This window comes from Bacillus sp. HMF5848, assembly GCF_003944835.1.
In the GTDB taxonomy this organism is placed as follows: domain Bacteria; phylum Bacillota; class Bacilli; order Bacillales; family HMF5848; genus HMF5848.
Genome location: NZ_RWIV01000001.1, coordinates 212,934 through 237,297 on the forward strand (window position 1 = coordinate 212,934; position 24,364 = coordinate 237,297).

Genomic DNA, 24,364 nt, shown 5'->3' on the forward strand with positions numbered 1-24,364 from the left:
TTATGACATTAGCCAAGATGATCGATCATACAGCATTAAAGCCACAAACAACGAAAGAAGAAATTGTAAGATTGTGTGAAGAAGCAAAACAGTATAATTTTGCTTCAGTTTGTGTAAATCCAACTTGGATTGTAACAGCAGCAGCCGCTCTAAAAGGAACAGACGTGGACGTGTGTACGGTTATCGGATTTCCATTAGGGGCGAATACACCTGAAACAAAAGCATTTGAAACAAAGGATGCTATAGAAAAAGGCGCCACTGAAATAGATATGGTTATTAACATTGGAGCACTGAAGGATGGAAATGAAACGTTAGTTGAACAAGATATACGTGCTGTTGTAGAAGCTGCAAATGGCACACTTGTAAAGGTTATTATTGAAACGTGCTTACTAACTGAAGAAGAAAAAGTAAAAGTGTGTCAGTTAGCAGTTAAAGCTGGAGCTCATTTCGTGAAAACATCTACTGGGTTTTCAACAGGTGGTGCAACAGTGGAAGATATCGCACTTATGAGAAAGACGGTTGGACCTGATATTGGTGTCAAGGCTTCTGGAGGCGTTAGAAGTTTAGAGGATGCAGAGGCTGTGATTGAAGCTGGTGCTACTAGAATTGGTGCAAGCTCTGGTGTTGCGATATTACAAGGGCAAATTTCCACGTCAAATTATTAAGATAAAGAGGATATAAATATGAAAGAAATAATATTAAGTTTATTCGCGGGTATGATAATCGGTATCATATTTAAAGGATTAAAATTACCACTTCCTGCACCACCTGTATTTGCAGGTATTGTTGGTATAATGGGTGTGTATCTTGGTGGTTTAGTATTTTCACATTTGGCTAAGCTGTTTTCATAGTACGACAAATTAGCTAGTAGGAGTGAAGACGATGAACGAGGCAGTAGTTATTGAAGAAGCAAAAAAGGCACGGGAAAATGCGTATACTCCTTACTCTAAATTCAAAGTAGGTGCAGCTTTACGCACGAAAGACGGCCGCATTATTAAAGGTGCTAATATTGAGAATGCAGCTTATGGACTTTGCAATTGTGCAGAGCGGACAGCCCTATTTACAGCATATGCAGATGGGATAACAGAGTTTGATTTACTAGTAGTTGTTGCTGACACAAATAGACCAGTACCTCCTTGTGGGGCATGTCGACAAGTAATTTCAGAGTTGTGTGATGCTGATATGGATGTCATTTTAACTAACTTAAAGGGAGATATCCAAAAAGTGAAGGTATTTGAATTGCTTCCAGGTGCATTTTCGCCAAAGGATTTAACATGATGTTATTATAAATAGACGTCTGGTATGCCGAATTTTTGGACTACCAGGTGTCTGTTTTTTTGTCGTTGACATAAGACTAGGATAGTTATAAAGTTTATATATAGACCGATTGGTATAAATTTCGAGGTGAAATAATAAGATGAGTGAAAAGGAAAATTCAAAGACAAAGTTAATACAAACAGCTTCAAGACTTTTTCAATTACAAGGATATCATGGTACAGGTTTAAACCAAATAACAAAGGAGAGTGGTGCCCCGAAAGGATCACTGTATTATCATTTTCCAGAGGGTAAAGAACAGCTAGCTATGGAGTCTATTGCATTGACATCATCTTTTATAGCTAAGCAGATTGCAGAGGGGTTAAAAAAGAAAGAAGATCCTGTTATGGCCATTCAAGAATTAATAACTGATATGGCTACTGAATTTCAAAACCGAAGCTGCACAGAAGGGGTTCCAATTGCAGCTGTTGCTCTTGAAACTTCTCTCATTAGTGAGACTTTGCAAAAAGCATGTCAATCAGCATACGAAACATTTCAAGGTTTATTTACAGATAAGCTACAGCAGGCAGGTTACAGTGAAGAAAGAGCTAAACAGTTGGGAATTGTGATTCACTCGATGATTGAGGGCGCATTTCTTACTTCATTTACAACGGGAAATAATGCGTCATTACTGTTAGTTGCTGAAAGCATACCAGTACTACTAAATCAAAAAGACTAATTTTTTTAAAATGAATTATGTAGACTGGTCTAATAAAGATGCAAGGGGAGAGATGAGAATGGGAAATTTTTTAAAAGTGGGATTGGTATCGGCGCTTGTGGCCACCATCATAAATTTAATTGTGTATGTTCTGTTTCGGGTAGCACAAGGTAATACAATTGAGCTAATTGGTGACAATAGAGGGGCCTTGTATATTTTAACTATTACCTTTATAACTTTTTTAGCATCCATATTAGGGGCTGTGCTGTATGGATTTATAGCGAAACAAACTAACAAGGTTACCATTATTTATGTAACAATTGCCATTGTATTAGCGATATTGAGTTCAGTTGCTTCACAACTATTACTGATAGAAGAATATAGAGGAATGGCTCATATTTTACATGTAATTGTACCTGTAGTGTCTATCTGGTTTTTGAGCAAAACGAAGCAAAATTAATAGTAAAGGTTGGTTTTTATGAGTATATTAGTAACCGGATTTAATGGAAAAGTAGGATTCGAGGTAGCAAACAAATTAAAGAATCGAAAGGAATCTTTCAAGTGTGCGGTAAGGAATGTAGAAAAGGCTAGACTGCAATACGGCAATGACTATCAGTTTGTAAAACTTGATTTTTCTAATACTGACACTTTTTCGGATGCTTTAGAAGGCATTGATAAAATATTTCTAATGTATCCACCAGGAGATAACATTCAATTTGAAGCGTTTATTAATCTAGCAAAAGAAAAATCTGTAAAGCATATTACCTATTTATCATTGAAAGATGTTCAATATATGCCGTTTGTTCATCACAACAAAAATGAAAAACTAATAAAAAAATCAGGCGTGGTATATACGTTTTTACGAGCCGGTTACTTTATGCAAAATCTAACCGACTTTTTGCTTAAAGAAATACAAGAACGAAAGCGAATCTTTGTACCTGCTGGGAAAGGTAAAACAAGCTTTGTAGATACTCGGGATATAGCTGAGATAGCTGCAATCTCTCTTGCAAAGACTGATTTATATAAAAATAAGGCGTACGTTATTACAGGTGATGAGGCATTAGACTTTTATGAGGTTGCAGACATTATGTCAGGTGTGTTGCAAACGAAAATTACGTACACAAATCCATCTGCTAAAGAGTTTAAAGAATTTATGAACGCGCAAGGTGAAGATGAGAAAATGACAAATGTTGTTGTCGGCGTGCATTTCCCTACCAAAATTGGGTTAGCGGGGGGAATTAAGTATGATTATGAGAAGGTTACCGGTAAGAAACCAACAAAGCTAAGGAAGTATGTTGAAGATTATAAAGAAATTTGGCAATGATCTACTACAAAAGTCCAGTATGTGTGACGATTTTCACATGCTGGATTTTGATTTTCCATTACACTATACCTATGGTACTTACATTTACTAGGTTGGTGATACTATGTCAGGCTGTACTACAATGAGTAAAATTATAGAGGCTTTACGACATGAATTGATACGAACAGCATTTGAAAAAGGCTTTGTACACCCGGATACAATCCGAGTAAGTCAAAAGTTAGATATAGTACTTAATAAATACACTATGGAAATTAAATAATAATACATAATAAACAACTACCTCATAGGCGGTTGTTTTTTTTGCTATTAGACATAAGTGTTGGAGCGTTCATTGAAATGTAGGGTTTCAAAACATCCAAATTGTTACAAATATATGAATATATGTAGTTACATATTGCGTGAAATGTGCATACTGTTTATAGTGTATATATACAGCATATATACACAAGAGGGAAGGCGAAAGGTTGCGTGTCTTATAATGAATATTTTTATTTCTAACTCTTCACAGGAGCCGATTTACGAGCAGATTGTTCGCCAAATTAAAAACTTAATCATGCAAGGAGAATTAAAGGAAGATGATGCCCTTCCTTCGATTCGAAGCTTAGCAAAAGAATTGCAAATTAGTGTCATCACAACAAAGAGGGCGTACCAAGAACTAGAAACGGATGGTTATATCGTTACAGTCCATGGAAAAGGCTCGTTTGTGGCTGCACAAAACAAGGAACTCCTTCGCGAGATTCGTTTAAAGGTTATTGAAGAAAAGCTGGCAGAAGCAGTAGATGCAGGGAAATCCATTGGGTTATCAATCGAGGAGCTTCAACAAATGTTAATGATATTTTATGAGGAGGGTTCATTATGAGTTCACCTATCTTAGAAGTAAAACAACTATCTAAAAAGTTTGATGGTTTTGCTTTACAGGATGTTAGTTTTTCATTAAATCGTGGATATATCATGGGCTTCATCGGACCGAATGGAGCGGGGAAGAGTACCACTATTAAACTGATTATGAATCTGTTAAGAAAAGATAGTGGAGAGATAAAGATATTTGGAAAGGATCCTCTACATCGAGAAAGAGATATAAAAAATAAAATAGGCTTTGTGTATGACGAAAATTACTACTATGAAGAGTTAACAATCAATGAAATGAAAAAGGTTGTATGTTCCTTTTATAAAACATGGGATGAGGTAATATTCCAAAGATATTTACGGGAGTTTAACTTACCTTCCAAGAAGAAAATTAAAGATTTATCAAAAGGAATGAAAATGAAGTTCTCATTGGCTATTGCATTATCACATCATGCTGAGTTGTTAATAATGGATGAGCCAACATCGGGGCTTGATCCGATTGTTCGAAGCGAGCTATTAGAGATTTTAACAACCATTATCCAAGATGAGAATAAATCAGTCTTTTTTTCTACGCATATAACATCAGATTTAGATAAAATAGCTGATTATATAACGTTTATTCATGAAGGGCGCATTATTTTATCTGCTCCAAAAGATGAACTATTAGAAAACTATGCACTGGTGAAAGGGGCAAAGCAACTACTAACAGAAGAAGTAAAAGATTACTTTGTTGGCATTAAGGAGAATCAATTTGGTTTTGAAGGTCTTGTGCAGGACAGAGCATTGATAAATAAGGCTATTAAGGATTCCGTTATTATCGATAAACCTACGCTTGAAGATATTATGCTTTACTCTGTAAGGAGGGTTCATCATGTTTAGTTTACTGTATAAAGATATTTTGTTACAGAAAAAACTACTTGTGTTTGGTGTTGTATATATCATGATTATGATTGTGGCATTTAACCAAGCGGCAGAAGCTATGTTTATCGGGAGTATTGTTGCATTAACGTATATGATGACTTTGACGTGCTGCGCATATGATGATAAAAATAAAACGGATGTCCTCTTAAATAGCTTACCTATTAATAAATTAGTAGTTGTGCTATCAAGATATGTATCAGTTTTTATGTTTGCCGCTATTGCTGTTGTATATTATGTAGCTATAGCATTTGTTTTAAAATTGATTCAATTCCCATTTGAAGCAGCGGTTCCCACTTTAGAAGCGATTATAGGAGGTTTAGTGGGCCTTGCCTTTATTAACAGTGTATATTTTCCGATATTCTTTAGACTGGGTTATATTAAGTCGAAAATTGTAAATTTCGTGTTGTTTTTTGGTGTGTTTCTTGGACTAGGATCTGTTATACCTTCTTTAGCTAAAAAGTTAGATAGTACGGCTCAAGAAGGCTTTGTTTATTTTTTCACTAGTTTATCAGAAATTCAAATTATGGCTGGCATGATAGCTGTAATAATTATCTTGTTATCTAGTTCCTTTGCGCTATCTTTGTATTTTTACAAAAGAAGAGAGTTCTAGCTTTGAAAAAGAAGGTTGTCGATTTTTTGGTTGACAACCTTCTGTTGGGTCACGATTTCTACAAGAATGCTTATTTAACAATTAACACAGGACAACTCACGCGCTTAGCAATTTTATGACTCACGCTACCTAATACCATCTCTTGTAACGAATTCAAACCTCTGCTCCCCACGACCACTACGTCGAAGCGTTCGCTATTTGCAAATTCGACAATAGCAGGACCAGGTTCTCCTTTAAGCAGCTTTACCTCATATTGTATATTTTCCTTTTTTATAATCGACTCTGCCTTGCGAATCTTTTCCTCACGAGAGTCTGATAGATGTAACGAATTCCAATTATGTAAAACATCAGATTTTGCTTTTGATATGTCAACAACATACACAAGTGTAATCTTAGAATCTGCATTTAATTTAGCCAACCCGATCGCTTTTTCAGATGCTCGCAAAGAATGTTCAGATCCATCGTAGGCTAATAATATTTTCTCGTACATGTATGTGCTACCTCCTTTTGTTGTTTTAATGCGCACTTAGCTTACGACTCAGCTTCTTGACCAACTCCGAGCTCGAGGCATTTAGGCCTGCTATCTTTACGATTACACCTTTATCCTCAAACTTGTATACTATTTTATCAATAGTAGCAATCGCTGAATCATCCCATAAATGTGCTTCATTTAAATCTAATATAACATAACGCTGTTGTTCAACATCATAATCAAATGCCTCTAACAGATCACTGACCGATGCGAAAAATAGCTCTCCTTTTATTTTATAAATAGCTCGGTTTTCTTCAAATGACTTTTTAACCTCAACTTTTGAAATTTTTGAAACAAAAAATACAGCGCTTAATATAACACCAACAAAAACGCCAATCGCTAAATTATGTGTCATGATAACCGTTAACACGATAACTAACATCACGATTGTATCGGTGACTGGCATGATTTGTAGAGTACGTAATGAATACCAATCGAACGTACCGACGGAAACCATAATCATGACTCCTACTAAGGCGGCCATTGGAATGCGTGACACAAGGTCTCCCAACAGAACAATTAGTAGTATGAGAAAAACACCTGCAATGAAAGCAGATAGCCCTCCTCTTCCTCCGGATTTAACATTAATAATAGATTGCCCAATCATTGCACAGCCTGCCATTCCACCAAAAAACCCAGTAACAATGTTAGCAATACCTTGTCCACGTGATTCTTTATTTTTATTACTGTCCGTACCTGTTAAGTCGTCAACAATTGTCGCAGTTAGGAGGGTTTCAACTAAACCTACAACGGCTAATGCAATGGCATATGGAAAAATAATTTGTAGCGTTGCTATGTTAAAAGGTACGTCTGGGATAAGGAAAAACGGAAAGGCAGTTGGTAACTCGCCCATATCACCTACTGTTTTGGTAGAACTACCTGTTATAATAGTAAAAATTGTTATAATTATAATGGCAACTAGCGGAGAAGGTACTACTCTTGTTAATAATGGGAAAAGGTAAATGATGGCTAATGATCCGGCTACCAGGGCATACATATCCCAACCTTCTCCTACAAACTGCTCTAATTGTGACGTGAATATGAGTATAGCTAGAGCGTTAACAAAGCCAACCATCACGGAGCGTGGAATAAATTTCATAAATCTTGCAAGTTTTGCAGCACCAAATGTGATTTGAAGAATCCCAGTCAGAATGGTAGCGGCAAATAAATACTGAAGGCCATAATCTTTAACTAAATCAATCATCAGCAGTGCCATCGCACCAGTAGCAGCTGAAATCATACCTGGTCTACCTCCAACAAATGCTATAACGACTGCCATAGTAAAAGAAGCATATAATCCAACCTTAGGGTCTACACCAGCGATTAAGGAAAAGGCAATTGCTTCAGGAATAAGGGCTAAAGCTACAACAATTCCAGATAAAATATCACCTTTAACATTTCCAAACCAGTCTTCTTTCCAAGTCATGAACATCCCTCTTTTTGTTTAAAGTTTGTTTTATTATTCCCAATCGAAAGAAGGATACATAAAAAATGATAATATGAAGAAAGAGTCTGTTTGAAAAATGGAGAGGTCGCAAAAAACCTTTATCTCAAAAAATTGGTGCTCAGCTTGATTATTTGTGAGTATTTTGGTGACGGGTACTTTAAGTCATTAAGAGGTTTGACAAATGTAACTCGGGGGACACTCGTTCATTCTTATGTATTGATGATAAGTGCTCATGATTCGGATTACTGTAGTGATGGTAACGGTTCACGTCAATGGGTGGCCTATTGAAAATATGCTAATAAAGTATGTGTCTTCTCGGAAGTCACCTAAATAAGTGAAGCCTTGATTAATATAAAAATCTTTTAATTTTTTATTCCCGGCCCAGCAATCTAAATATAGCGCTTTGTTTTCCATGTTAGCTTGAGAGATAGCAAAGGATATAATTAGAGAACCAAGGCCATAACCTTGCCACTTTGGTAAAAGGGCAATTTTAGAAAAATAATAACTATTAGGCTGAATATCGATCGAATTTAAATGATTAATCATTGTTAAAGAGAATGTGCCGATGCTTGTTGTCTCGTCTATTAAAAGGTATATATAGTTTTGTTCTATACTTTCAGCAAGTACATCTTTATCGAACGCTTCTGTCCATTGCTGAACACCTTTGTTGTGCAAGTGATGCGCTGCTTCATTTAATATTTGATACACTTCTAATAAGTTCTTTACAGTAGCTGCTTTAATTTCCAAGTTCATCTCATCCTCTACCACATATTACAGAAAGGTTGTTCATAATGCGTCGTATAGCTAGTATTTTTGTCATGGTTTTGACGGTTTTAATTGTAGCATTCATATTAAGATTTGGCAGTGCTTTGTATCAAGAAGGAAATCCAATTCCTGTATTAGTAGCTATTTGGGAACTGGAGACATCTAATGAGGAATACGTACAATATGCAGAAACTACTTCTACTCATTCATATGTATCATTTACTTATATGCATTTGAAGAAATTTATGAAGGACCAAGGTTGGGAGTATGCAGAACAAATCGGATCTGGTTTTGTTTTTAAAAAAGGGGATGTTCAAATTACTGTTTCAACTAGACAGTATTCAAAGTATTATGTTCTTTGGTATATCCCGACTGAGGTGTTTTCTTAAAAGGAATGAGAATTTGCGGTATAACAAGCGTGCCTAGGCACGCTTGTTGAGTGTGCATTGTTAAATGTCTTCATTATGACTGAGTTCCTTCAACTTTTTTCGAAACACAAACCCGATCATCCAAAGAAATAATGGTACAGCGATAGCAACCCCAAGACCAAAAATAATCCATTCATTCTCTAAAAAGCTAATTGCTCGATAATGGTCAAGAATATACCAATAGGAAAAACCGCCAAGAATAAGACTAACTGGGATAATAAAGGGGCGATAATCTTTTGCCGAAAATACTTTTTGTGCTGCAACGGAAGCGCAAAATAAACTAATCATTATTTGCGTTAAGATCGATAGTGCGAAAAATGCAACCATTATCATTTCATAGCGATGAATATACAATCCGATTTGTGCACTACGAGCCATTTGCATGCAGGACACAATGTATTGACCTGTTACATTCGCTGACAATACACCAACTTCTAATATGGGCCACATCAGTATAAACCCACCACCAAATAATACGCCTAGTGTAGCAGAACGGTACCATGTCTTGCTATCTTTTACTATCGGTAGTATAAGACCAGCCATCATGGCTGTAATGGCCCAATCTGCTAAATAATGCCGACTTGCCCATATTGTATTTAGTAAACCCGATTCAAGCACAGGTAACAATTCGCGTATATCAAAACGGCCAAACGATCCTAACAAAAGTAATATATTTAAACTTAATACGGAGAATACACCGATTAAGGCCATTCTTGATACAACTTCAATTCCAAAATGTATCGCGTATACGCCAACAGCTAACCCTAAGGTGACGAAAATCCATGTAGGAGCCTCCGGTAAAAAATAGTCTTTTAAATGATAGACAAAAGTCATCATGACAACAGCAAAGCTTCCTAGGAAAAAAAGAAAAAATAAAACACCTAGTAGTTTAGAGAAAAATGTGCCAAGAACGAACTCACCTTGATGAATCAAATCTCCTTTAGGTAACCGTTTGATAGCAGCAACAACAAGGAGCATTAGTAGTAAACCAAGTACATTACCTATGATGGAGGAAAGCCAAATGTCTCTGCCTACCTCTCTAGCCATGCTTCCTTGTGTTAAGCCAATTCCCTTTGCATACACCATATTGATAATGATTGCCATAAACATGCCGTTTGTAATTTGTGTTTTCAATTAACTTCAATCCTTCCCAGAACGTGTCGGGTCGTATAACAGTACAGAGCTCGTAATGTCCGTTTCTATCTCAACGTTAACAACCGCTTGTGTGAAGAGGTTGTCCCAATTATTACGAATTCCCTTCCATTCACTAGGAAACCTATTGTTAAAGACTTGTCCAAGTTCAAGAAAATCAAGTTTAAATTCCTTTTGAGCTTTATTTAAAACTGTTTGAATATCAGAAGAAAGCACTTTTTTAATCTCCTTCTGAAGTTGTTTAACCTCTTCCCTATTTTCAATTGAAAAAGGACAGCCAGCTTCAACGATGTTTGCATTAACTAGGAGCCTAACATCATACTTAGGTTTGCCATTTTCATATTTTGGTGTAACAGCAAAATTTTGTGAAATTATCTCCGCAGACATTTGTTTATTAGAATCTTTAGGACAAGGAACGACAATAACACCAGACTTTACGGTTTCTATAAAAGGGAGTAACCCACGAGTTTCTTCCTGTGTTAAGGTGCCTACTAATTTATCCTCATTGAACACACCTGCGCCAGCTAATTCTATTTGTTCATAAGCTCCAGCTTGCCCCGCTTTTTTATTAGAGACACCACGACCTATTAGTTTAACACGTGCGATAACAGGGTGATTAGTATTACTTAAATAAGCAGATTGCACATCTAAAAGCTCTGAGCGTGGGGCAGCACGGGACACCTCTGTATATCTGAATAACTTGTCAATTGCCTCACCTGGTATAACCTCTAGCCCAGTTAATGTTGAAACAACTGTACTCGCTCTATCGGGAGTAACCATAATCCATGTACGCATTCGTAACTCAGGATTTCTTGTGAAAAAATCAATAATATCATGGATACCTTCTCTAGCAAGATCCTCATTCACGACTATAGCAAAATTGTGTGCCCAAAAAACGCGGCGAGTGGATATGGTGGTTAAATTACGAATGGCTTCAAACAATGTTTGTCCATCTGCAGATGCAGACCAGATGGGATCACCTGTATTACCAGTCGGTGCACCAGTTTGACCACGTGCATCAGCAGGACGGGCAACCTGCACAGTTACTTGTACACCATTCTCTACTTTTTCACTTTTGTCTATCCCGACAGCCAATACTAGTGCTAAATCGTTAATCTCTTTTTTTCCAGCACATCCTGTAAGAAATGTAACTAGTAAAAGTACGAAAAATATCTTTTTCAGCGTTTATCCTTCCTTCCTAATTTGATCGGCTTTTTGAATGGCCGCCCTTTTTGTGATCTCTTTGATGAGGCACTAGCTTCCTCTTTTTCTGTCAGGTTATTATCCTGCTTCTTTTTTAGGTCATTCGCTAGCTCAACATCGTCGTTAGAGGAAGTTAGCTTCTTTCCTTGAGTATGGTCATGCTTGATGTTATTCGCTAGGTCGGCATCGTTGTTAAAAGAAGTGTTAGTATTTGTTTGTCTTTGTCCCACAGCATTACTATGGGAAGTCGCACTGTTGTTATCTTGCCGCTGCGGCTGTTTCATGTTGTTTAATAACTCATCGTCAGAATGAAAAGATGTGCTTTTCCTTTTTGTATCTTGCGTTTGAGTTTCTTTTTTTTGTGACGAGCTGTTGGCATTATCATGTTGCCCTTGTTTAATTGCATTGACTAGGTCGGCATCGTTATTAGGTGAATTGCTAGTGATTGTATGTTTTTGTTTCTTTTTAAGTGTATTTTCATTCGCTTTTTGACTGTCCTTTTGTGTAGCATTATCAGCTGACTCAGTATTTTTATTATCTTTTGTTTGTTTAATAACATCTACTAGGTCATTGTTCTGTTTGGAAGCCGCACTGTTCATTTCTGGATTGTCCTCCTTCTTTATGGACTTAGGTGTTTCATTATCTGTTCTTGAATCTTCATCATTTTGATGTTTGTTTTTCTGTTTAGCAAGATTTTCTGTTTTCTTTATATATGAGGATGAACCGTCTGTATAATTGCTTTGCTCGTCGTTGTCTTGCTGCTCTTTTTTACTTGCTTCGGCTTGTTTAGTTGCTTTTGTTGTGACACTCTCATTAACAGCTGATTTAGGTGGCGAAGGCTTCTGGTTGTCACCCTCGCGGTTTTCTTCACCTTCAGCTAGCTGAGGCTGCTTATTCATTTTCCACCAAGGGAGACGAATAACGGCATCCTTTTGGTCACTTGGCTGAAACGGCGTAGCGGGAGCTAAGTAAGGCTCGCCAAACGAACGTAATGAGATGGCGTGTATTGCAATAATCGAAAATGCAGCCGCAAAGCCTAAAAGGCCTAACGTTCCTGATGCTAGTAGAAGTGGAAACCGAATAAGTCTAATTGAAAAAGCAGCTGCATAGTTTGGAATGGCAAACGATGCAATACCTGTTAAGGCCACGATAATTACCATGAAGGGGGATACGAGTCCTGCTTGCACAGCTGCTTGTCCAATAATTAATGAGCCAACGATACTTACAGCCTGTCCCACTGGCTTTGGCATTCGCAAACCAGCTTCTCGCATGAGCTCAAAAGCAGTCTCCATAATTAATGCTTCTAAAAGTACAGGGTAAGGCACAACCTCTCGCCCTGAGGCTATAGTAAGCGCTAAAGGAGTTGGAATCATTTCCTGATGAAAGCTTGCTAGTAGCACGTAAAGTGATGGCAAAGTGAGACTGATAACAAAGGCAATATAACGTATTAACCGAAAGAATGATCCAGTATAGTAGCGCGAATAATAGTCATCACTCGCTTGTAAGTACTGCCAGAAATACGAAGGAACAACAAGAACAAACGGCGTGTTGTCTATAAAAATAGCGACTCGCCCTTCTAAAATTGCACCCGCCACTTTATCAGGTCGCTCCGTGCTTTGCACGGTTGGGAAGGGTGAAAGTGGGGCATCCTCAATAAACTCCTCGATATAGCCACTTTCGAGCACACTATCAATTTCGATTTTCTTTAATCTTTTCTTTACCTCGTCTACAAGACCTGGTTTAACCGTTTCTTTCAAGTAAGCAATATTAATATCAGTTTTTGTTTTTTTTCCTATTTGCATAGCATCTATACGAAAAAGTGGATCGCGAATACGACGGCGAACAAGTGCTGTATTTGTTCTAATATTTTCGGTGAAACCATCGCGTGGGCCGCGGACAACTTGTTCTGTCATAGGCTCTTCTACACTACGTGCATCAAAACCTTTTGAAGAAATGATTAGACCTTCACTTGATCCATCAACAAGAAGGACTGTATCTCCCACTAGAATTGCATCTATCGCTTCAGACACTTTTTTTATTTCCTTTAAAGATGCGTTCATAATTAAATTTTCTTTTAATTGTTTGATAAATTGTTCACGCTCTAAAACAGTAATTTTATCGAGAATTTTTGTTGCTTCGTATTGTAAAGCTTCGAGTAACTTTTCTATAGCTGATGTGTTAGTAAGCCCATCTGTATAAAAGCAAGCAGCTTTTAAACTTTGATAATCATGAAAAATAAAGTCTCTTTTGACTAAATCAACGCTATCTTCTAAAACATCTTTAATGTAAGAAATATTAGTTTTTAAATTTTTATCTAGTGGTAGCTGTAATGTTTTTTCAACAACTGATTGCGTTTGTGACATAGCATACTCCTTAAAACTAGGTTGTATTTTATGGTTAGTTTTCCCTTTGAAGTTAAATAATACATAGTAGAGGTGAAAAAAATGGATTTTTATCATATGTGGCTATATGAGAGTGTTTTAAATACGAAGTGGTTTATGTGGTTTGTGGCTATTGCTATATTTGCATTTAATATTTTGGCCCCTATATTAGTCTGGTTCATTATGAATAGCAAGGCAATTCCTTTTATCAATAAAAAGAAACAACAAAGTTAATGAGGTATCCGCTGTCTCTTTCTCTCTTTTCTTTCATATATTAGAAGTATTAGCAAGGGAAAGGAGAGAATTCATAATGCTATACAATATTACACGTGATTACATTGATGTAGGGAACGCAAGATCAGGTCAAAAGCTAAATGATGTTAAATTTATCGTAAGCCATGACACAGGTAATCCTGGTTCAACGGCGTACGCAAATCGAAATTATTTTCAGAATGTGCAACCTTCTGCCTCGGCACATACGTTTATTGATGATAATTATATTTTAGAAATAATACCATTAACGGAGAAGGCCTGGCATGTTCGGTATAACGTAGAAACAGATGATGAAATGTTTAGAGCAGATGCGAACGATGCAGCAATCGGGGTGGAACTTGCATGGGGTGGAAATATAGATTTTGAAAAAGCATATGATAGATATGTGTGGTATCATGCCTATTTAGTAGATAAATTTGGGTTGAATCCAAAAGAGGATATCGTAGCACATAGTACGCTAGATCCATCTAGACGAACAGATCCGGAAAATGCTTTACACCGCTATGGGATTTCATGGGAACAGTTTTTATCTGATGTCAACAATGTGTATCAAAATGAATTTCTTAATAATGATAATGACTCACAACCCCCAGCACCTGTTAAAGGGGTTTCCGTTGATTTGCCGATAAGAACGGGAGATGAAGGTCCATTCGTAAAGGAAATTCAACAAAATTTAATGAGAGCTGGATTTGCTTTACCTGTTTATGGAGCAGATGGTATATTCGGTTCAGAGACAGAGCGAGCTGTTATGCGATTTCAAAAAAAATACGGTTTGCAAGTAGATGGTCTTGTTGGTATGCGTACATTAGATAAGCTTAAGGAGATATTAAGTGCTAGCAAACCATATCAAGAATATCCATTACCAGAAGGTATATTAAGAAGAGGCGATGAAGGTGAAAAGGTTAAACAGCTTCAACGAGCATTGCAGCGTGTTAACTTTAATCCTCAAGGAATAGATGGAATTTATGGTCCACTTACAGAGGATGCTGTAAGGCGCTTTCAATCAATGTATGCAGCATTGCAAAATGATGGAATATATGGTCCAAACACGCGTCGATTTTTAAAGATGGAATTAGCAGAAATCAGTTAATCAAAAACAGATGTGTTTTTGCTAAGGGCCGTGTCTTTAAAGTGTTAAGGCAATTTTTCCTTGGCTTACTGTCTAGGAATTTAGGTAGATTATGATTGCTTAAAGATTGCTACACTTCGGCACCTGAGGCGGGCCTAAATGCGACAACGCAACGATAACATGCTTGTTGTTAATCAGTCCCTCTCTCTACGTTTTTGACATGTTATTAAGTTTTTTAGAGGCGCTGTTCACAGCCTGTGACCAGCGCCTTATATGGTTGTGCTTAGCTTTCTTATTAATGGCGGAAAACACTATGTTCTAAAAAACTTTGTTTCAGTTCTTCAACGAGTGGTAATGTTTGAACTACTACGACTTTAATATCTAATATTTTTAATATCGGTTGTAAATAGTGAGCGGTTGTTTCAGTCATCCATATTTCGCTCGGTATGGAGCGTAAAGCATCAATGGAGCCTAAAAACGACTCTTGCGCAAATGCCGTGATGTTTTCATGCTGCATTATTTGTGTATCCATAACAATGCCACTGTTATGTTCAATCATTACATATATCATCGGAAAATAGGGACGTTCATCAGGTTGATCCTGAACAGGCTCAATGAAGGGAAATAGTGCCATCTCAACAGCTTGAGTCATCTTCTTGTACTTTTTACGAGCTCCATATACGGCCAATTCATTTGTTACCGGTGGAGGAGCTTCTGTTTGACGATCCTCTACGCTTGGAATAGAGATAAAAGATTGCCTCCACTCATCGTCCTGCCAGATTCTTGCTGGTATCAAGCCGTTAGGGTAATGTGGAATAACGAGATTATCATTGATAACCGATTTTCCAATTAGAATAGCCTGCTCTAGAACTGTACAAAATACATCAATCTCATTATTATCAAGGGACCAAGGTAAGTATCTAGGGATAAAGCTTCTGAACTGCGGCCAAGCGTGCTTGCCTCTGAATGAAAAGTCACTTTCTTTAATAATTTGGTAGTCCTCTTCATCTAATTCATCTCGATTACAGAACGATAATAATAAAGACCTTTGTTGTAATGAGTCTTCTTGTTGTCCAGAAATAATTTCCTGAAGGGACTGCCATCCTTCATCACCTACAAACGCAGCTAATCCAAAAACCTCTGATGCACTTCCTAACACCGAACAATAAATATAAGTATTATCAACGGTCATTTGAATGGCAAAAATTTGATCATCATCAAGTAACTCCCAAAGCTTCAAGGTTTTAAATTCTTTCGCTAAATGTAAAAGATCGGACCATAGTGGTGTACCATGTTGCTTTGTTTGGAATTTACTGTTAATTGTTTGGAGTAAGTTTAGATCGTTTGACTTTTCAACTGACTTGTTAGAATCAGTATGAAACAATGCTCTGCTATTGTCTTGAGGGGCTATTCCAACTGCTTTAACACACATAGGATATTTCTCTTTATTATTTGATGGAAGTATGGCCTCAAGCATTATTTCGTGCGTCCAATCTTCACCAAAATCATAACGATAAAGAAGTTTGTCTCCTTCTTTTATGATCCAATCTTTTATTTCTTCGGTTTCTTCATCAAGCATTAAGTCCTCTTCATCTTCCCAATTGTAAAACAACTCGGAGTTAATATCATTCATTTCACCTATTAGGACACTGTCACTCTTTGGAAACATAACACCATTTGATTTGCGAACCTCAAACTCATGCAAGTGCATGTTCTTCCATTCAAAACAGCTTTGAATAATTTTATGTAAGTCGTGAAATGAACAGTTTGTAGATAATACTCGGCGCCAGACTTTTGGTTTAAAATGCAGTAAAGTAATTTTTAGCTGGTAAATCAATGATAATTCACTCTTTTCAGCCGATAATTTTATATCTATACTGTAACTTTCTATATGGATGTTTTCAATAGCGGGTGTTAATTTTTACCTTATGAGTTAGGCCGTAGGGGATAGAAAGTAGGTGGTGAATAGCTCGATCACGTTAAGTGTGCTAACGCTTTTGTGGGATTCGTAATTCCCAATCAAGGCAGCTGTAGTTTTTACAATAAAAAACCAATATTAAAAAACCGTCCCCATTTTTCTAGGGACGGTACAGGACTTAATTATTTCCAAAGGCTATTTTTAACGTTTCAATGTTTTTGTTCATAAGACTAAAATAATCTTCTGCATTTTCTATATCTTTTTCAGTCAGTACAGATAAGTTGTGTAAATAAAGGGGCTCTGCTTGTATTTCGTTTCGTAAAAGCTCGGCAACCTTAGGTGTAACATTTTGTTCGAAAATAACATATTTAATGTTGTACTGCTTTGCTGTCTCGACAATTTTCTGTAATTCCTTTTGAGAAGGTTCATCAGTTGGTGATATACCACTTATAGCTATTTGTTCAATTCCGTAAGACTCCTCCCAATATCCAAAGGCGGCGTGGGAAACAACGATCTTGGTTTGTGATGCCTCATGAACTAATTCGTGGAATTTTGAATCTAATTCATTTAAGTCTGCTACTAAAGCTTCATAATTCTGCTCAAATGTAGCTTGGTGTTCTGGCATTAATTCAACTAGTGCATTTTTTATGTTTTCTGCCATTTTTATTGAACGAATAGGATCAAGCCAAACGTGGGGATCAATATCACCATGGGCATGTTCATCTTCTGAGTGAGCTTCTTGTTCTGTGTGGGCATTCTCAGAATGTCCGTGCTCGTCTTCAGCATGAGCCTCTTCATCAGAATGTCCGTGCTCGTCTTCAGCATGAGCCTCTTCTTCAGAATGTCCGTGTTCGTCTTCAGCATGAGCCTCTTCTTCAGAGTGACCATGCTCGTCTTCAGCATGAGCCTCTTCTTCAGAATGTCCGTGCTCGTCTTCAGCATGAGCCTCTTCATCAGAGTGTCCATGCTCGTCTTCAGCATGTGCTTCTTCTTCATGATCATGATTATGCTCAACTAAAGAAAGGTCTACAGTAGCATCAATAATTTTTATGTCTTCATTTTTTAAAGCAGATGAAATCTTCTCTGCATAAGCTTCCATACCTGATCCGTTATAGATAAAAGCGTCAGCTTGCGCTATATCAACCATTGTTTTCGTAGTAGGTTCATATGTATGCGCATCTGCTCCTGGAGGTATAATGCTTGTGACATTCACATAAGCTCCACCAATTTTTTCAGTAAAATCCTTTAAAGGATATAGAGTTGTATAAATAGCTAGCTTAGTAGTATTATCTGTATTATTTGTATCAATCTGTGTTTGTGTGGTGTTGTTTGTTTCGCTATTACAACCAGCCAAAAACAGACCAACTAGTAATATGAAACTTAGTGACAGCATTTTTGTTTTTGCGATCATGGTTATCCCCCTTTTTGATTCAATAGTGATTATATCGTAATGATTACGTTTTGTAAACAAGAACGATTACGATTTGATTATATGTCTGTTGTTCCTCTATGTATGCATCAAACTTTTTGAAGTCTTTTCAAGGCCAGACTTATTCCTTTCATAAGTTATACTCTCCTCATCATATAATTAGTATGACTGCTATTTGCGGGGGGAATAAACAACATGAAGGTTTTTGTACGTCAAGGTGATTCATACTGGTATTACAGTCAGCTTTTTAACATACCTTTACAGTTGATTATTGACTCTAATAGGACAATTCAACCGAATCAACTTAAAATAGGTCAGGCAATAAATATACCAGGATATGTAGCACAAGATTATATAGTGCAGGCAGGTGATTCATTCTGGGGAATAGCACAGCGGCGAAACATCCCTTTAGATGCTTTGTTGCTCGTAAATCCGAGCGTAGATCCGAGAAGGCTTACTGTAGGGCAGTTCATTAAGGCTCCTATAAGAATTACATGGCGACTCGTGAATGGAGCACAAGAGTATACGTATAGCGATATGATGCGTGATTTAGCTAGACTTCAATCGGTCTATCCATTTTTAAAGCAAGAGTCGATTGGTCAGTCTGTGTTAGGAAAGACTATTCCTGAAATAGTGATAGGAAGCGGTTCAAAACGTGTTCATTATAATGGATCGTTTCATGCGCATGAATGGATTACAACCCCTGTTATTATGACATTTTTAAATGACTATGCCTTAGCATTAACAAACCAAGCACCGATAAGAGGGTTATTATTAAATCCTTTTTACACAAATGTTGAATTATCTATTGTTCCGATGGTTAATCCTGATGGGGTCAATTTAGTACTAAATGGTCCACCAGATTCAGCACCATGGAATCAACGTGTTATAGAGATTAATAATGGCTCAAGTAATTTTTCGGGATGGAAAGCTAATATTAGGGGGGTAGACTTAAACAATCAATATCCTGCAAAATGGGATATCGAGGCTGCTCGTAAGCCAGATAAACCAAGCCCAAGGGATTATCCAGGGGAGGCTCCACTAACTGAGCCTGAGTCTGTAGCTATGGCAGAGTTGACACGGAGAAGTAATTTTGACCGTGCACTTGCTTTTCATACTCAGGGTGAGGTGATCTATTGGGGATTTGAAAATTTAGAGCCGCCAGCCGCTCAAACTCTCGTAAATGAATTTGCTAGAGTTAGTGGGTATATCCCCATTAAAACCGTAGATAGCTACGCAGGATATAAGGATTGGTTTATTCAAGATTTTCGTAAACCAGGATTTACAGTGGAGCTAGGGAGAGGAGTTAATCCGCTACCAATTAGCCAGTTTGGTGAGATTTATGAGGAAGCGCTTGGCATTTTTTTAGCAGGGTTGTATATGTAAAAAACTAAAAACCAAACTTCATAGGACATGTCATATGCTAATCGAGCATATATATAAAGCATGTCCTAGTTGGAGTTGGTAAAGCATGTCTTTATTACAAAAAGCAAACGCAATATTTTTAGGTAGCATATGTTTATCTATTGGTATAAATTTTTTCCTTGTCCCATTTGAACTTCTCGATGGTGGCATTATTGGAATAGGATTGATTTTCAATTACATACTCCATGTAAAAGCAGGATTAGCTATTATTTTATTAAGTATCCCTATTTTTATGTTAGCTTGGATATATAATCGAGCTTACTTTTATAATAGCTTACACGGTATGTTGGTATCATCATTTGCTATTGATGCCTTATATCCTTTTCACGACTTGTTTGTAACGATGATATCGTTATCACCACCCGTTAGCTCTATCGTGGGCGGCACGTTTGTGGGACTTGGGATTGGTATCATGCTTCGATATGAGACGAGTACAGGTGGTACAGATTTGTTAGCACAGTTTATTGCAGATAAAACGTCAATCAATGTAGGTGTGGTAATTTTTATGATTGATGGATGTGTGGTAGCTCTTGGGGGGTTGCTGTTGTCAAAGGATACGTTTTTGCTGTCAATAGTTACAATTATTTTTGTCGGCTTTGCTACAACAGTATGTACGTGGAAGCCAAGGGTTAGTCATTAAAGAATTATTGTAATATTCATGTAACTGTTATCGGGTATAGATAGCAGTTATTTTTTTATTGAAAAACGACTTTAGAGAATTTTTAAAAAATGCATGGATTTTCCAAGTTTAAATATTATAATGGAACCGTACATACTTTTTTCAAAAGGAGATGGCAATGTGGGTAGAGGATCTAACAAGTTAAAGGGTATTTTAGCAGTAGCTGTCTTAGGGACAAGCCTTTTCACTCCTGTAGCAAATGTATCGTATGCAGCAGCTGACGATTTTGAATTAACAGTGATGCACACAAACGATACACACGCTCATTTGGATAATGTGGCTCGTCGAATTACAGCTATTAATCAAGTTCGAAGTGAGGTTGCTAACTCTATTTTACTTGATGCTGGGGATGTATTTTCAGGGACATTATTCTTTAACAAGTATGAAGGACAAGCAGACTTAGAATTTATGAACATGATAGGTTATGATGTGATGGTACCAGGGAACCATGAATTTGACAAAGGACCTGCTGTGCTTGCAGAATTTGTTAAAAACGCAGACTTCCCTATTGTAAGTGCGAACATAGACTACAGCAACGAACAAGTACTAGCTGAATTAGTAGCTGAGGAAAAAATCACTCCTACAGTTGTATTAGATGTTAACGGTGAAAAAGTTGGTGTACTAGGTTTAACTACAGTAGAAACCGCGTTTTTGGCAAATCCAGGTGAAAATATTACCTTTAATGACGAAGTAGAGAGTGCTAAAGCTGCTGTACAAAGTCTTGAAGAGGAAGGCATAAATAAGATTATCGCCTTAACACACCTTGGTTATTCTAAGGACCTTAAAGTAGCTGAAATGGTAGAGGGCATAGATGTTATCGTTGGTGGACACACTCATACGAAGCTTGAGGAGCCTGTTGTAGTAGGTGCTGAGGATGGCGTGCCAACTATTATTGTTCAGGCCAACGAGTACGGTAAATTTTTGGGTAAACTTAATGTTACCTTCAATGCAGATGGTGTTTTAACGGAATGGGCAGGCCAACTCATTAATGTAAATGCAAAAGATGAGGCTGGCAACTACATCATTGCTGATGATGAAACAGCAAAGGCATTGTACGAAGAAAAGAAAGCGCCTATCGAGGAGTTAAAAGCTGAAGTTGTTGGTTCTTCAAATGTCTTTTTAAATGGTGAACGGAGTTTTGTAAGACAAGGTGAAACAAACCTTGGTAACTTCATCGCTGATGGTATTTTAGCGGCTGCTCAAAAAGCATTGCCAGAGACAACCCTTGCAATCCAAAATGGTGGTGGTATTAGAGCTTCCATTGATGCAGGTGAGATTTCTTTAGGGGATGTACTAACAACAATGCCTTTTGGGAATATGTTAGTGACGTTAGAGTTGACAGGTGCCGAAGTAATTGAAGCACTTGAAAACGGTGTAAGTAAAGTTGAAGAAAAACAAGGACGTTTCCCACATGTAGCTGGTATGAAATTTACATTTGATCCGACGCTACCTGCTGGAGAAAGAGTGCTTGAGGTTTTAGTTAAAACGGACGAAGGATTTGAACCTATCAACGTTGAGCAATCTTATACACTTGCTACAAATGCATATATAGCAGATGGTGGAGACGACTATCAAGTCTTTAAAAAAGCGAAGGATGAAGGGCGCATAACAGAGCTTTATCTACCAGACTATGAAGTGTTCAATGGCTACCTACAAGAGGTTGGTACAGTTGAAGCTGTGTTTGAAGGACGTATTATGCAAAAAGTTCATGATGTAGCAAGCAAATCAACAGTTTATGAAGCTGTGAACGAAATCGTAGCACGAAGCATTATCACTCTAGACAATGGTCAATTCTATCCTACTCAAGCTGTTACTCGTGGCGAAGCAGCTCAGTGGCTTACAACAGCACTAAACTTACAAGTACCAGAGAAATTGACTGTGTTTAGTGATGTGGAAGAAACGCATGCAATGGCTGGTGCGATTGCAGCCGTAAAAGCAGCCGGTATCTTCAATGGTTATGATGACGGTACATTTGGTGCTGATGACACGCTTACTAGAGAGCAGATGGCAACGGTATTAGTGCGTGCATTTGAGTTTGCAGCAACAGAAAAAGCTGTTCAAATTACTGACAAGGAAGCAATTTCTCCATCTCATGTTGCCAATGTAGAAATTTTATTACAAAACGGCATTTCTACTGGTAAAGATGATGGGTCATTTGCGCCGCACGAAACGGTAACACGTAGTATGTTTGCTCTGTTTTTACAGCGTTCATTACACAACTAAAATGACTGAAGAAACCCAGGATTCATGATGAAGCCTGGGTTTTTATTTCATATAGAATAATAAGTACGTTATGTCCGATTCTTGCTGATATGAAAGGTAACTGAGCTTTTGTAGGATCATTGAATTATGAATTAAAGTTCTTCATATTCTATTTTAAAGTTCCCCTTCGTTTTATTACCTTCGACGATTATATTGTAATAGCCTGGTTCAGCAATAGTAACTGAAGTAGTACCTCGATCGTTTTTTTGAAAAGATCTTTCCCAAACGATTTGACCATCACGTTGTTTTACTACAAGAGATAAATCTCCTTTTTCAACGACCAAATCATATGAAAGTTCAATGACAGTCCCTGCCTTCATATGGAATAGTTGTTGTCTTTTTCCGTTAAAGTAATGATATTTGTACTCCATTTCTTTTCCATTAGAATGACCGACACTACCTATTGTAACGTATGAGTCACTACAAGCTGAGGCAAGAATTAAAAAGCCGACAAAAATGAACCACAGTTTACGCATGATTAGCCCCCCTTAATGAATTAGCGCAATGCGGACAATAACTCCAAGATTTTTGAACAACTTCTGCGCATGAAGAACAATGCTGCTTTCTATCGTCACCACAGTATGGACAAAACAAGTACTCAGGCTTAATGGATTGAGAGCAATTTGTACAAATGCCTTTTTGCTTTAGTTGAGAACGTGCAAAGAAAAACAGCACTAATCCCATTAAATTAGGGACAAATATTGCGATAATGGTCCATAGCCATTTATTCATTCCGTGGTTTTTGGCACTTTGATATACATAAATCCCAATGATCAACTGTACAACAAATAGGATAAGTAAAATAAAATATAATGGGTTAATATAGGTCATACTGCGCCCTCCCTAGTATTACTATTCCAAAAACGACACATCCATTAAATAGTAACGACAACGAACTGTAAATAAAGAAAAATGCGGGCTGAAATCCAAATACCGACAAAAATAAAAATACTTCAGCCCAAAATAGCAATAAGCATATGATTGCAATAAGTAGAACAGGACCTTTTGTGGTGTTAGCTGTTACTTTTTGTATTGTCATAGAAAGCACAAAGTCAGACGGATCTTCTCTCGTATGCATATATTGTTGTAACTGCTGGTCCATTGATCTTTCATCCATATCAGTCAACTCCTTCGAGTATATTCTTTAGCTTTTTTTTTGCATTTGAAAGACGGGATCGTACGGTTCCAACAGGAATGTGAAGAAAGTTAGCTATTTCTTCATAAGAGAAACTTTGGAAATAAAACAAAATAAGTGGGATTCTAAAGCTATCATCTAGTTGTTGCATGGCCTGTATAAGGTAATCGTGTTCTTCATGTTGTATTACAATATCTTCAACCAACTGATTTCTAGGGGTAGGAGCTGTGTCCATTGTAAGATCCTTTTGCTCGTTTGATAAAAAAAAATCGGTCACAATATTGAGCCAGCGCTTCTTCTTCCTATATTGGTCACGATAGGTATTTAAACATATATAACAAAGCCAATTCTCAAAAGGTTTTGTACCATCGTATGTATGAAGCTTTTGGAAAACCTTTAACCACGTATCTTGAAATAAATCATCGGCATCATCTTTGTTTTTTGTTAGTTTTCTAGCAAAAGAGTAGAGGAGAGTTTTATATTTAACTATTAAGCGTTGTTGTGCAAAATTCGAGCCTTGCATACAAAGCTCTATTAGCTTTTGATCCACCAAAACTCCCCCTCTCAATATGTGTTAACGTCTTAAAGTGAAA

28 protein-coding genes and 1 pseudogene are annotated in these 24,364 nt (G+C 37.2%); 17 read left to right on the forward strand and 12 right to left on the reverse strand.

Going from position 1 to position 24,364, the window contains the following annotated elements; all coding sequences use genetic code 11:
- Positions 1-2: 2 nt before the first annotated feature.
- From deoC to EJF36_RS01165, 10 genes are all read left to right on the forward strand, one after another.
- Positions 3-665: a deoxyribose-phosphate aldolase gene (deoC, locus tag EJF36_RS01120; RefSeq protein WP_125904622.1), complete on the forward strand. Its 663-nt coding sequence runs from the start codon at positions 3-5 to the stop codon at positions 663-665.
- A gap of 18 nt (positions 666-683) precedes the next feature.
- A complete protein-coding gene (locus EJF36_RS01125) occupies positions 684-851 on the forward strand; it encodes a XapX domain-containing protein (RefSeq protein ID WP_125904623.1) in 168 nt (55 codons plus the stop codon).
- Between the two features lie 31 nt (positions 852-882).
- Positions 883-1,278, forward strand: coding sequence for a cytidine deaminase (gene cdd, locus EJF36_RS01130; RefSeq protein ID WP_125904624.1), 396 nt, complete (start codon positions 883-885; stop codon positions 1,276-1,278).
- A gap of 139 nt (positions 1,279-1,417) precedes the next feature.
- Positions 1,418-1,993, forward strand: coding sequence for a TetR/AcrR family transcriptional regulator (locus EJF36_RS01135; RefSeq protein WP_125904625.1), 576 nt, complete (start codon positions 1,418-1,420; stop codon positions 1,991-1,993).
- Positions 1,994-2,051: 58 nt separating this feature from the next.
- Positions 2,052-2,432 carry a DUF6069 family protein gene (locus tag EJF36_RS01140; protein ID WP_125904626.1) on the forward strand — a complete coding sequence of 127 codons (381 nt, stop codon included), beginning with the start codon at positions 2,052-2,054 and terminating at the stop codon, positions 2,430-2,432.
- 18 nt (positions 2,433-2,450) lie between these two features.
- Positions 2,451-3,296: an SDR family oxidoreductase gene (locus tag EJF36_RS01145; protein WP_125904627.1), complete on the forward strand. Its 846-nt coding sequence runs from the start codon at positions 2,451-2,453 to the stop codon at positions 3,294-3,296.
- Positions 3,297-3,417: 121 nt separating this feature from the next.
- Positions 3,418-3,555, forward strand: coding sequence for an aspartyl-phosphate phosphatase Spo0E family protein (locus EJF36_RS01150; protein ID WP_260471796.1), 138 nt, complete (start codon positions 3,418-3,420; stop codon positions 3,553-3,555).
- A gap of 219 nt (positions 3,556-3,774) precedes the next feature.
- Positions 3,775-4,155: a GntR family transcriptional regulator gene (locus EJF36_RS01155; protein ID WP_125904629.1), complete on the forward strand. Its 381-nt coding sequence runs from the start codon at positions 3,775-3,777 to the stop codon at positions 4,153-4,155.
- Between the two features lie 8 nt (positions 4,156-4,163).
- A complete protein-coding gene (locus EJF36_RS01160) occupies positions 4,164-5,021 on the forward strand; it encodes an ABC transporter ATP-binding protein (RefSeq protein WP_221760728.1) in 858 nt (285 codons plus the stop codon).
- A complete protein-coding gene (locus EJF36_RS01165) occupies positions 5,014-5,673 on the forward strand; it encodes an ABC-2 transporter permease (protein ID WP_125904631.1) in 660 nt (219 codons plus the stop codon). Before EJF36_RS01160 ends, EJF36_RS01165 begins: the two co-directional genes overlap by 8 nt.
- Before the next feature lie 70 nt (positions 5,674-5,743).
- Here EJF36_RS01165 and EJF36_RS01170 read toward each other — a convergent pair whose 3' ends face one another.
- From EJF36_RS01170 to EJF36_RS01180, 3 genes are all read right to left on the reverse strand, one after another.
- Positions 5,744-6,163, reverse strand: a complete 420-nt coding sequence (locus EJF36_RS01170) for a universal stress protein (protein WP_125904632.1) — start codon at positions 6,161-6,163, stop codon at positions 5,744-5,746.
- A 25-nt stretch (positions 6,164-6,188) separates the two neighbouring features.
- A complete protein-coding gene (locus EJF36_RS01175; RefSeq protein ID WP_260471797.1) occupies positions 6,189-7,631 on the reverse strand; it encodes a SulP family inorganic anion transporter in 1,443 nt (480 codons plus the stop codon).
- Positions 7,632-7,916: 285 nt separating this feature from the next.
- The gene (locus tag EJF36_RS01180; protein WP_185806776.1) at positions 7,917-8,399 is read right to left on the reverse strand and encodes a GNAT family N-acetyltransferase; all 483 of its coding nucleotides are present in this window, start codon (positions 8,397-8,399) and stop codon (positions 7,917-7,919) included.
- A gap of 44 nt (positions 8,400-8,443) precedes the next feature.
- Between EJF36_RS01180 and EJF36_RS01185 the strand changes: the two genes are divergently transcribed.
- A complete protein-coding gene (locus EJF36_RS01185) occupies positions 8,444-8,806 on the forward strand; it encodes a hypothetical protein (RefSeq protein ID WP_125904635.1) in 363 nt (120 codons plus the stop codon).
- 60 nt (positions 8,807-8,866) lie between these two features.
- Here the strand turns inward: EJF36_RS01185 and EJF36_RS01190 are convergent, their stop codons facing one another.
- From EJF36_RS01190 to EJF36_RS01200, 3 genes are read right to left on the reverse strand one after another with little or no spacing between them, the layout of a single operon-like run.
- Positions 8,867-9,979 carry a GerAB/ArcD/ProY family transporter gene (locus EJF36_RS01190; RefSeq protein ID WP_125904636.1) on the reverse strand — a complete coding sequence of 371 codons (1,113 nt, stop codon included), beginning with the start codon at positions 9,977-9,979 and terminating at the stop codon, positions 8,867-8,869.
- Between the two features lie 6 nt (positions 9,980-9,985).
- Positions 9,986-11,179, reverse strand: coding sequence for a Ger(x)C family spore germination protein (locus EJF36_RS01195; RefSeq protein ID WP_125904637.1), 1,194 nt, complete (start codon positions 11,177-11,179; stop codon positions 9,986-9,988).
- Positions 11,176-13,563 (reverse strand): spore germination protein, encoded by a 2,388-nt coding sequence (locus EJF36_RS01200; RefSeq protein ID WP_125904638.1) that lies wholly within the window; start codon positions 13,561-13,563, stop codon positions 11,176-11,178. Before EJF36_RS01200 ends, EJF36_RS01195 begins: the two co-directional genes overlap by 4 nt.
- A gap of 81 nt (positions 13,564-13,644) precedes the next feature.
- Between EJF36_RS01200 and EJF36_RS21360 the strand changes: the two genes are divergently transcribed.
- The 3 genes and pseudogenes from EJF36_RS21360 (at position 13,645) to EJF36_RS21735 (ending at position 14,944) form a co-directional block, all read left to right on the forward strand.
- Positions 13,645-13,815 carry a hypothetical protein gene (locus EJF36_RS21360; RefSeq protein WP_185806777.1) on the forward strand — a complete coding sequence of 57 codons (171 nt, stop codon included), beginning with the start codon at positions 13,645-13,647 and terminating at the stop codon, positions 13,813-13,815.
- Positions 13,816-13,888: 73 nt separating this feature from the next.
- Positions 13,889-14,404, forward strand: a pseudogene (locus EJF36_RS21730) (peptidoglycan recognition protein family protein); the annotation flags it as partial.
- Entirely contained in the window at positions 14,399-14,944 is a 546-nt protein-coding gene (locus tag EJF36_RS21735; protein WP_260471969.1) for a peptidoglycan-binding domain-containing protein, read from the forward strand. The pseudogene EJF36_RS21730 and the gene EJF36_RS21735, both read left to right, overlap by 6 nt.
- A gap of 274 nt (positions 14,945-15,218) precedes the next feature.
- Here the strand turns inward: EJF36_RS21735 and EJF36_RS01210 are convergent, their stop codons facing one another.
- Positions 15,219-16,760, reverse strand: coding sequence for a plasmid pRiA4b ORF-3 family protein (locus EJF36_RS01210; protein ID WP_185806778.1), 1,542 nt, complete (start codon positions 16,758-16,760; stop codon positions 15,219-15,221).
- A 259-nt stretch (positions 16,761-17,019) separates the two neighbouring features.
- Positions 17,020-18,252 carry a metal ABC transporter solute-binding protein, Zn/Mn family gene (locus EJF36_RS01215; protein WP_125904641.1) on the reverse strand — a complete coding sequence of 411 codons (1,233 nt, stop codon included), beginning with the start codon at positions 18,250-18,252 and terminating at the stop codon, positions 17,020-17,022.
- Between the two features lie 213 nt (positions 18,253-18,465).
- Here EJF36_RS01215 and EJF36_RS01220 point away from each other — a divergent pair, with 213 nt between their 5' ends.
- The 3 genes from EJF36_RS01220 (at position 18,466) to EJF36_RS01230 (ending at position 22,597) form a co-directional block, all read left to right on the forward strand.
- On the forward strand, positions 18,466-19,656 hold the full coding sequence (locus tag EJF36_RS01220) for a M14 family metallopeptidase (RefSeq protein WP_125904642.1): 1,191 nt from the start codon (positions 18,466-18,468) through the stop codon (positions 19,654-19,656).
- Positions 19,657-19,741: 85 nt separating this feature from the next.
- Complete coding sequence (locus tag EJF36_RS01225; RefSeq protein ID WP_125904643.1) at positions 19,742-20,335, forward strand: YitT family protein; 594 nt, start codon at positions 19,742-19,744, stop codon at positions 20,333-20,335.
- A gap of 159 nt (positions 20,336-20,494) precedes the next feature.
- The gene (locus tag EJF36_RS01230; RefSeq protein WP_185806779.1) at positions 20,495-22,597 is read left to right on the forward strand and encodes a 5'-nucleotidase C-terminal domain-containing protein; all 2,103 of its coding nucleotides are present in this window, start codon (positions 20,495-20,497) and stop codon (positions 22,595-22,597) included.
- 131 nt (positions 22,598-22,728) lie between these two features.
- Here the strand turns inward: EJF36_RS01230 and EJF36_RS01235 are convergent, their stop codons facing one another.
- From EJF36_RS01235 to EJF36_RS01250, 4 genes are read right to left on the reverse strand one after another with little or no spacing between them, the layout of a single operon-like run.
- Positions 22,729-23,112 carry a hypothetical protein gene (locus EJF36_RS01235; RefSeq protein ID WP_125904645.1) on the reverse strand — a complete coding sequence of 128 codons (384 nt, stop codon included), beginning with the start codon at positions 23,110-23,112 and terminating at the stop codon, positions 22,729-22,731.
- Positions 23,105-23,467, reverse strand: coding sequence for a double zinc ribbon domain-containing protein (locus EJF36_RS01240; protein WP_125904646.1), 363 nt, complete (start codon positions 23,465-23,467; stop codon positions 23,105-23,107). Before EJF36_RS01240 ends, EJF36_RS01235 begins: the two co-directional genes overlap by 8 nt.
- Positions 23,454-23,753 carry a hypothetical protein gene (locus EJF36_RS01245; protein ID WP_125904647.1) on the reverse strand — a complete coding sequence of 100 codons (300 nt, stop codon included), beginning with the start codon at positions 23,751-23,753 and terminating at the stop codon, positions 23,454-23,456. The genes EJF36_RS01240 and EJF36_RS01245 overlap by 14 nt, the downstream gene beginning before the upstream one ends.
- 1 nt (position 23,754) lies before the next feature.
- Positions 23,755-24,321 carry an RNA polymerase sigma factor gene (locus EJF36_RS01250; protein WP_125904648.1) on the reverse strand — a complete coding sequence of 189 codons (567 nt, stop codon included), beginning with the start codon at positions 24,319-24,321 and terminating at the stop codon, positions 23,755-23,757.
- Positions 24,322-24,364: the final 43 nt, after the last annotated feature.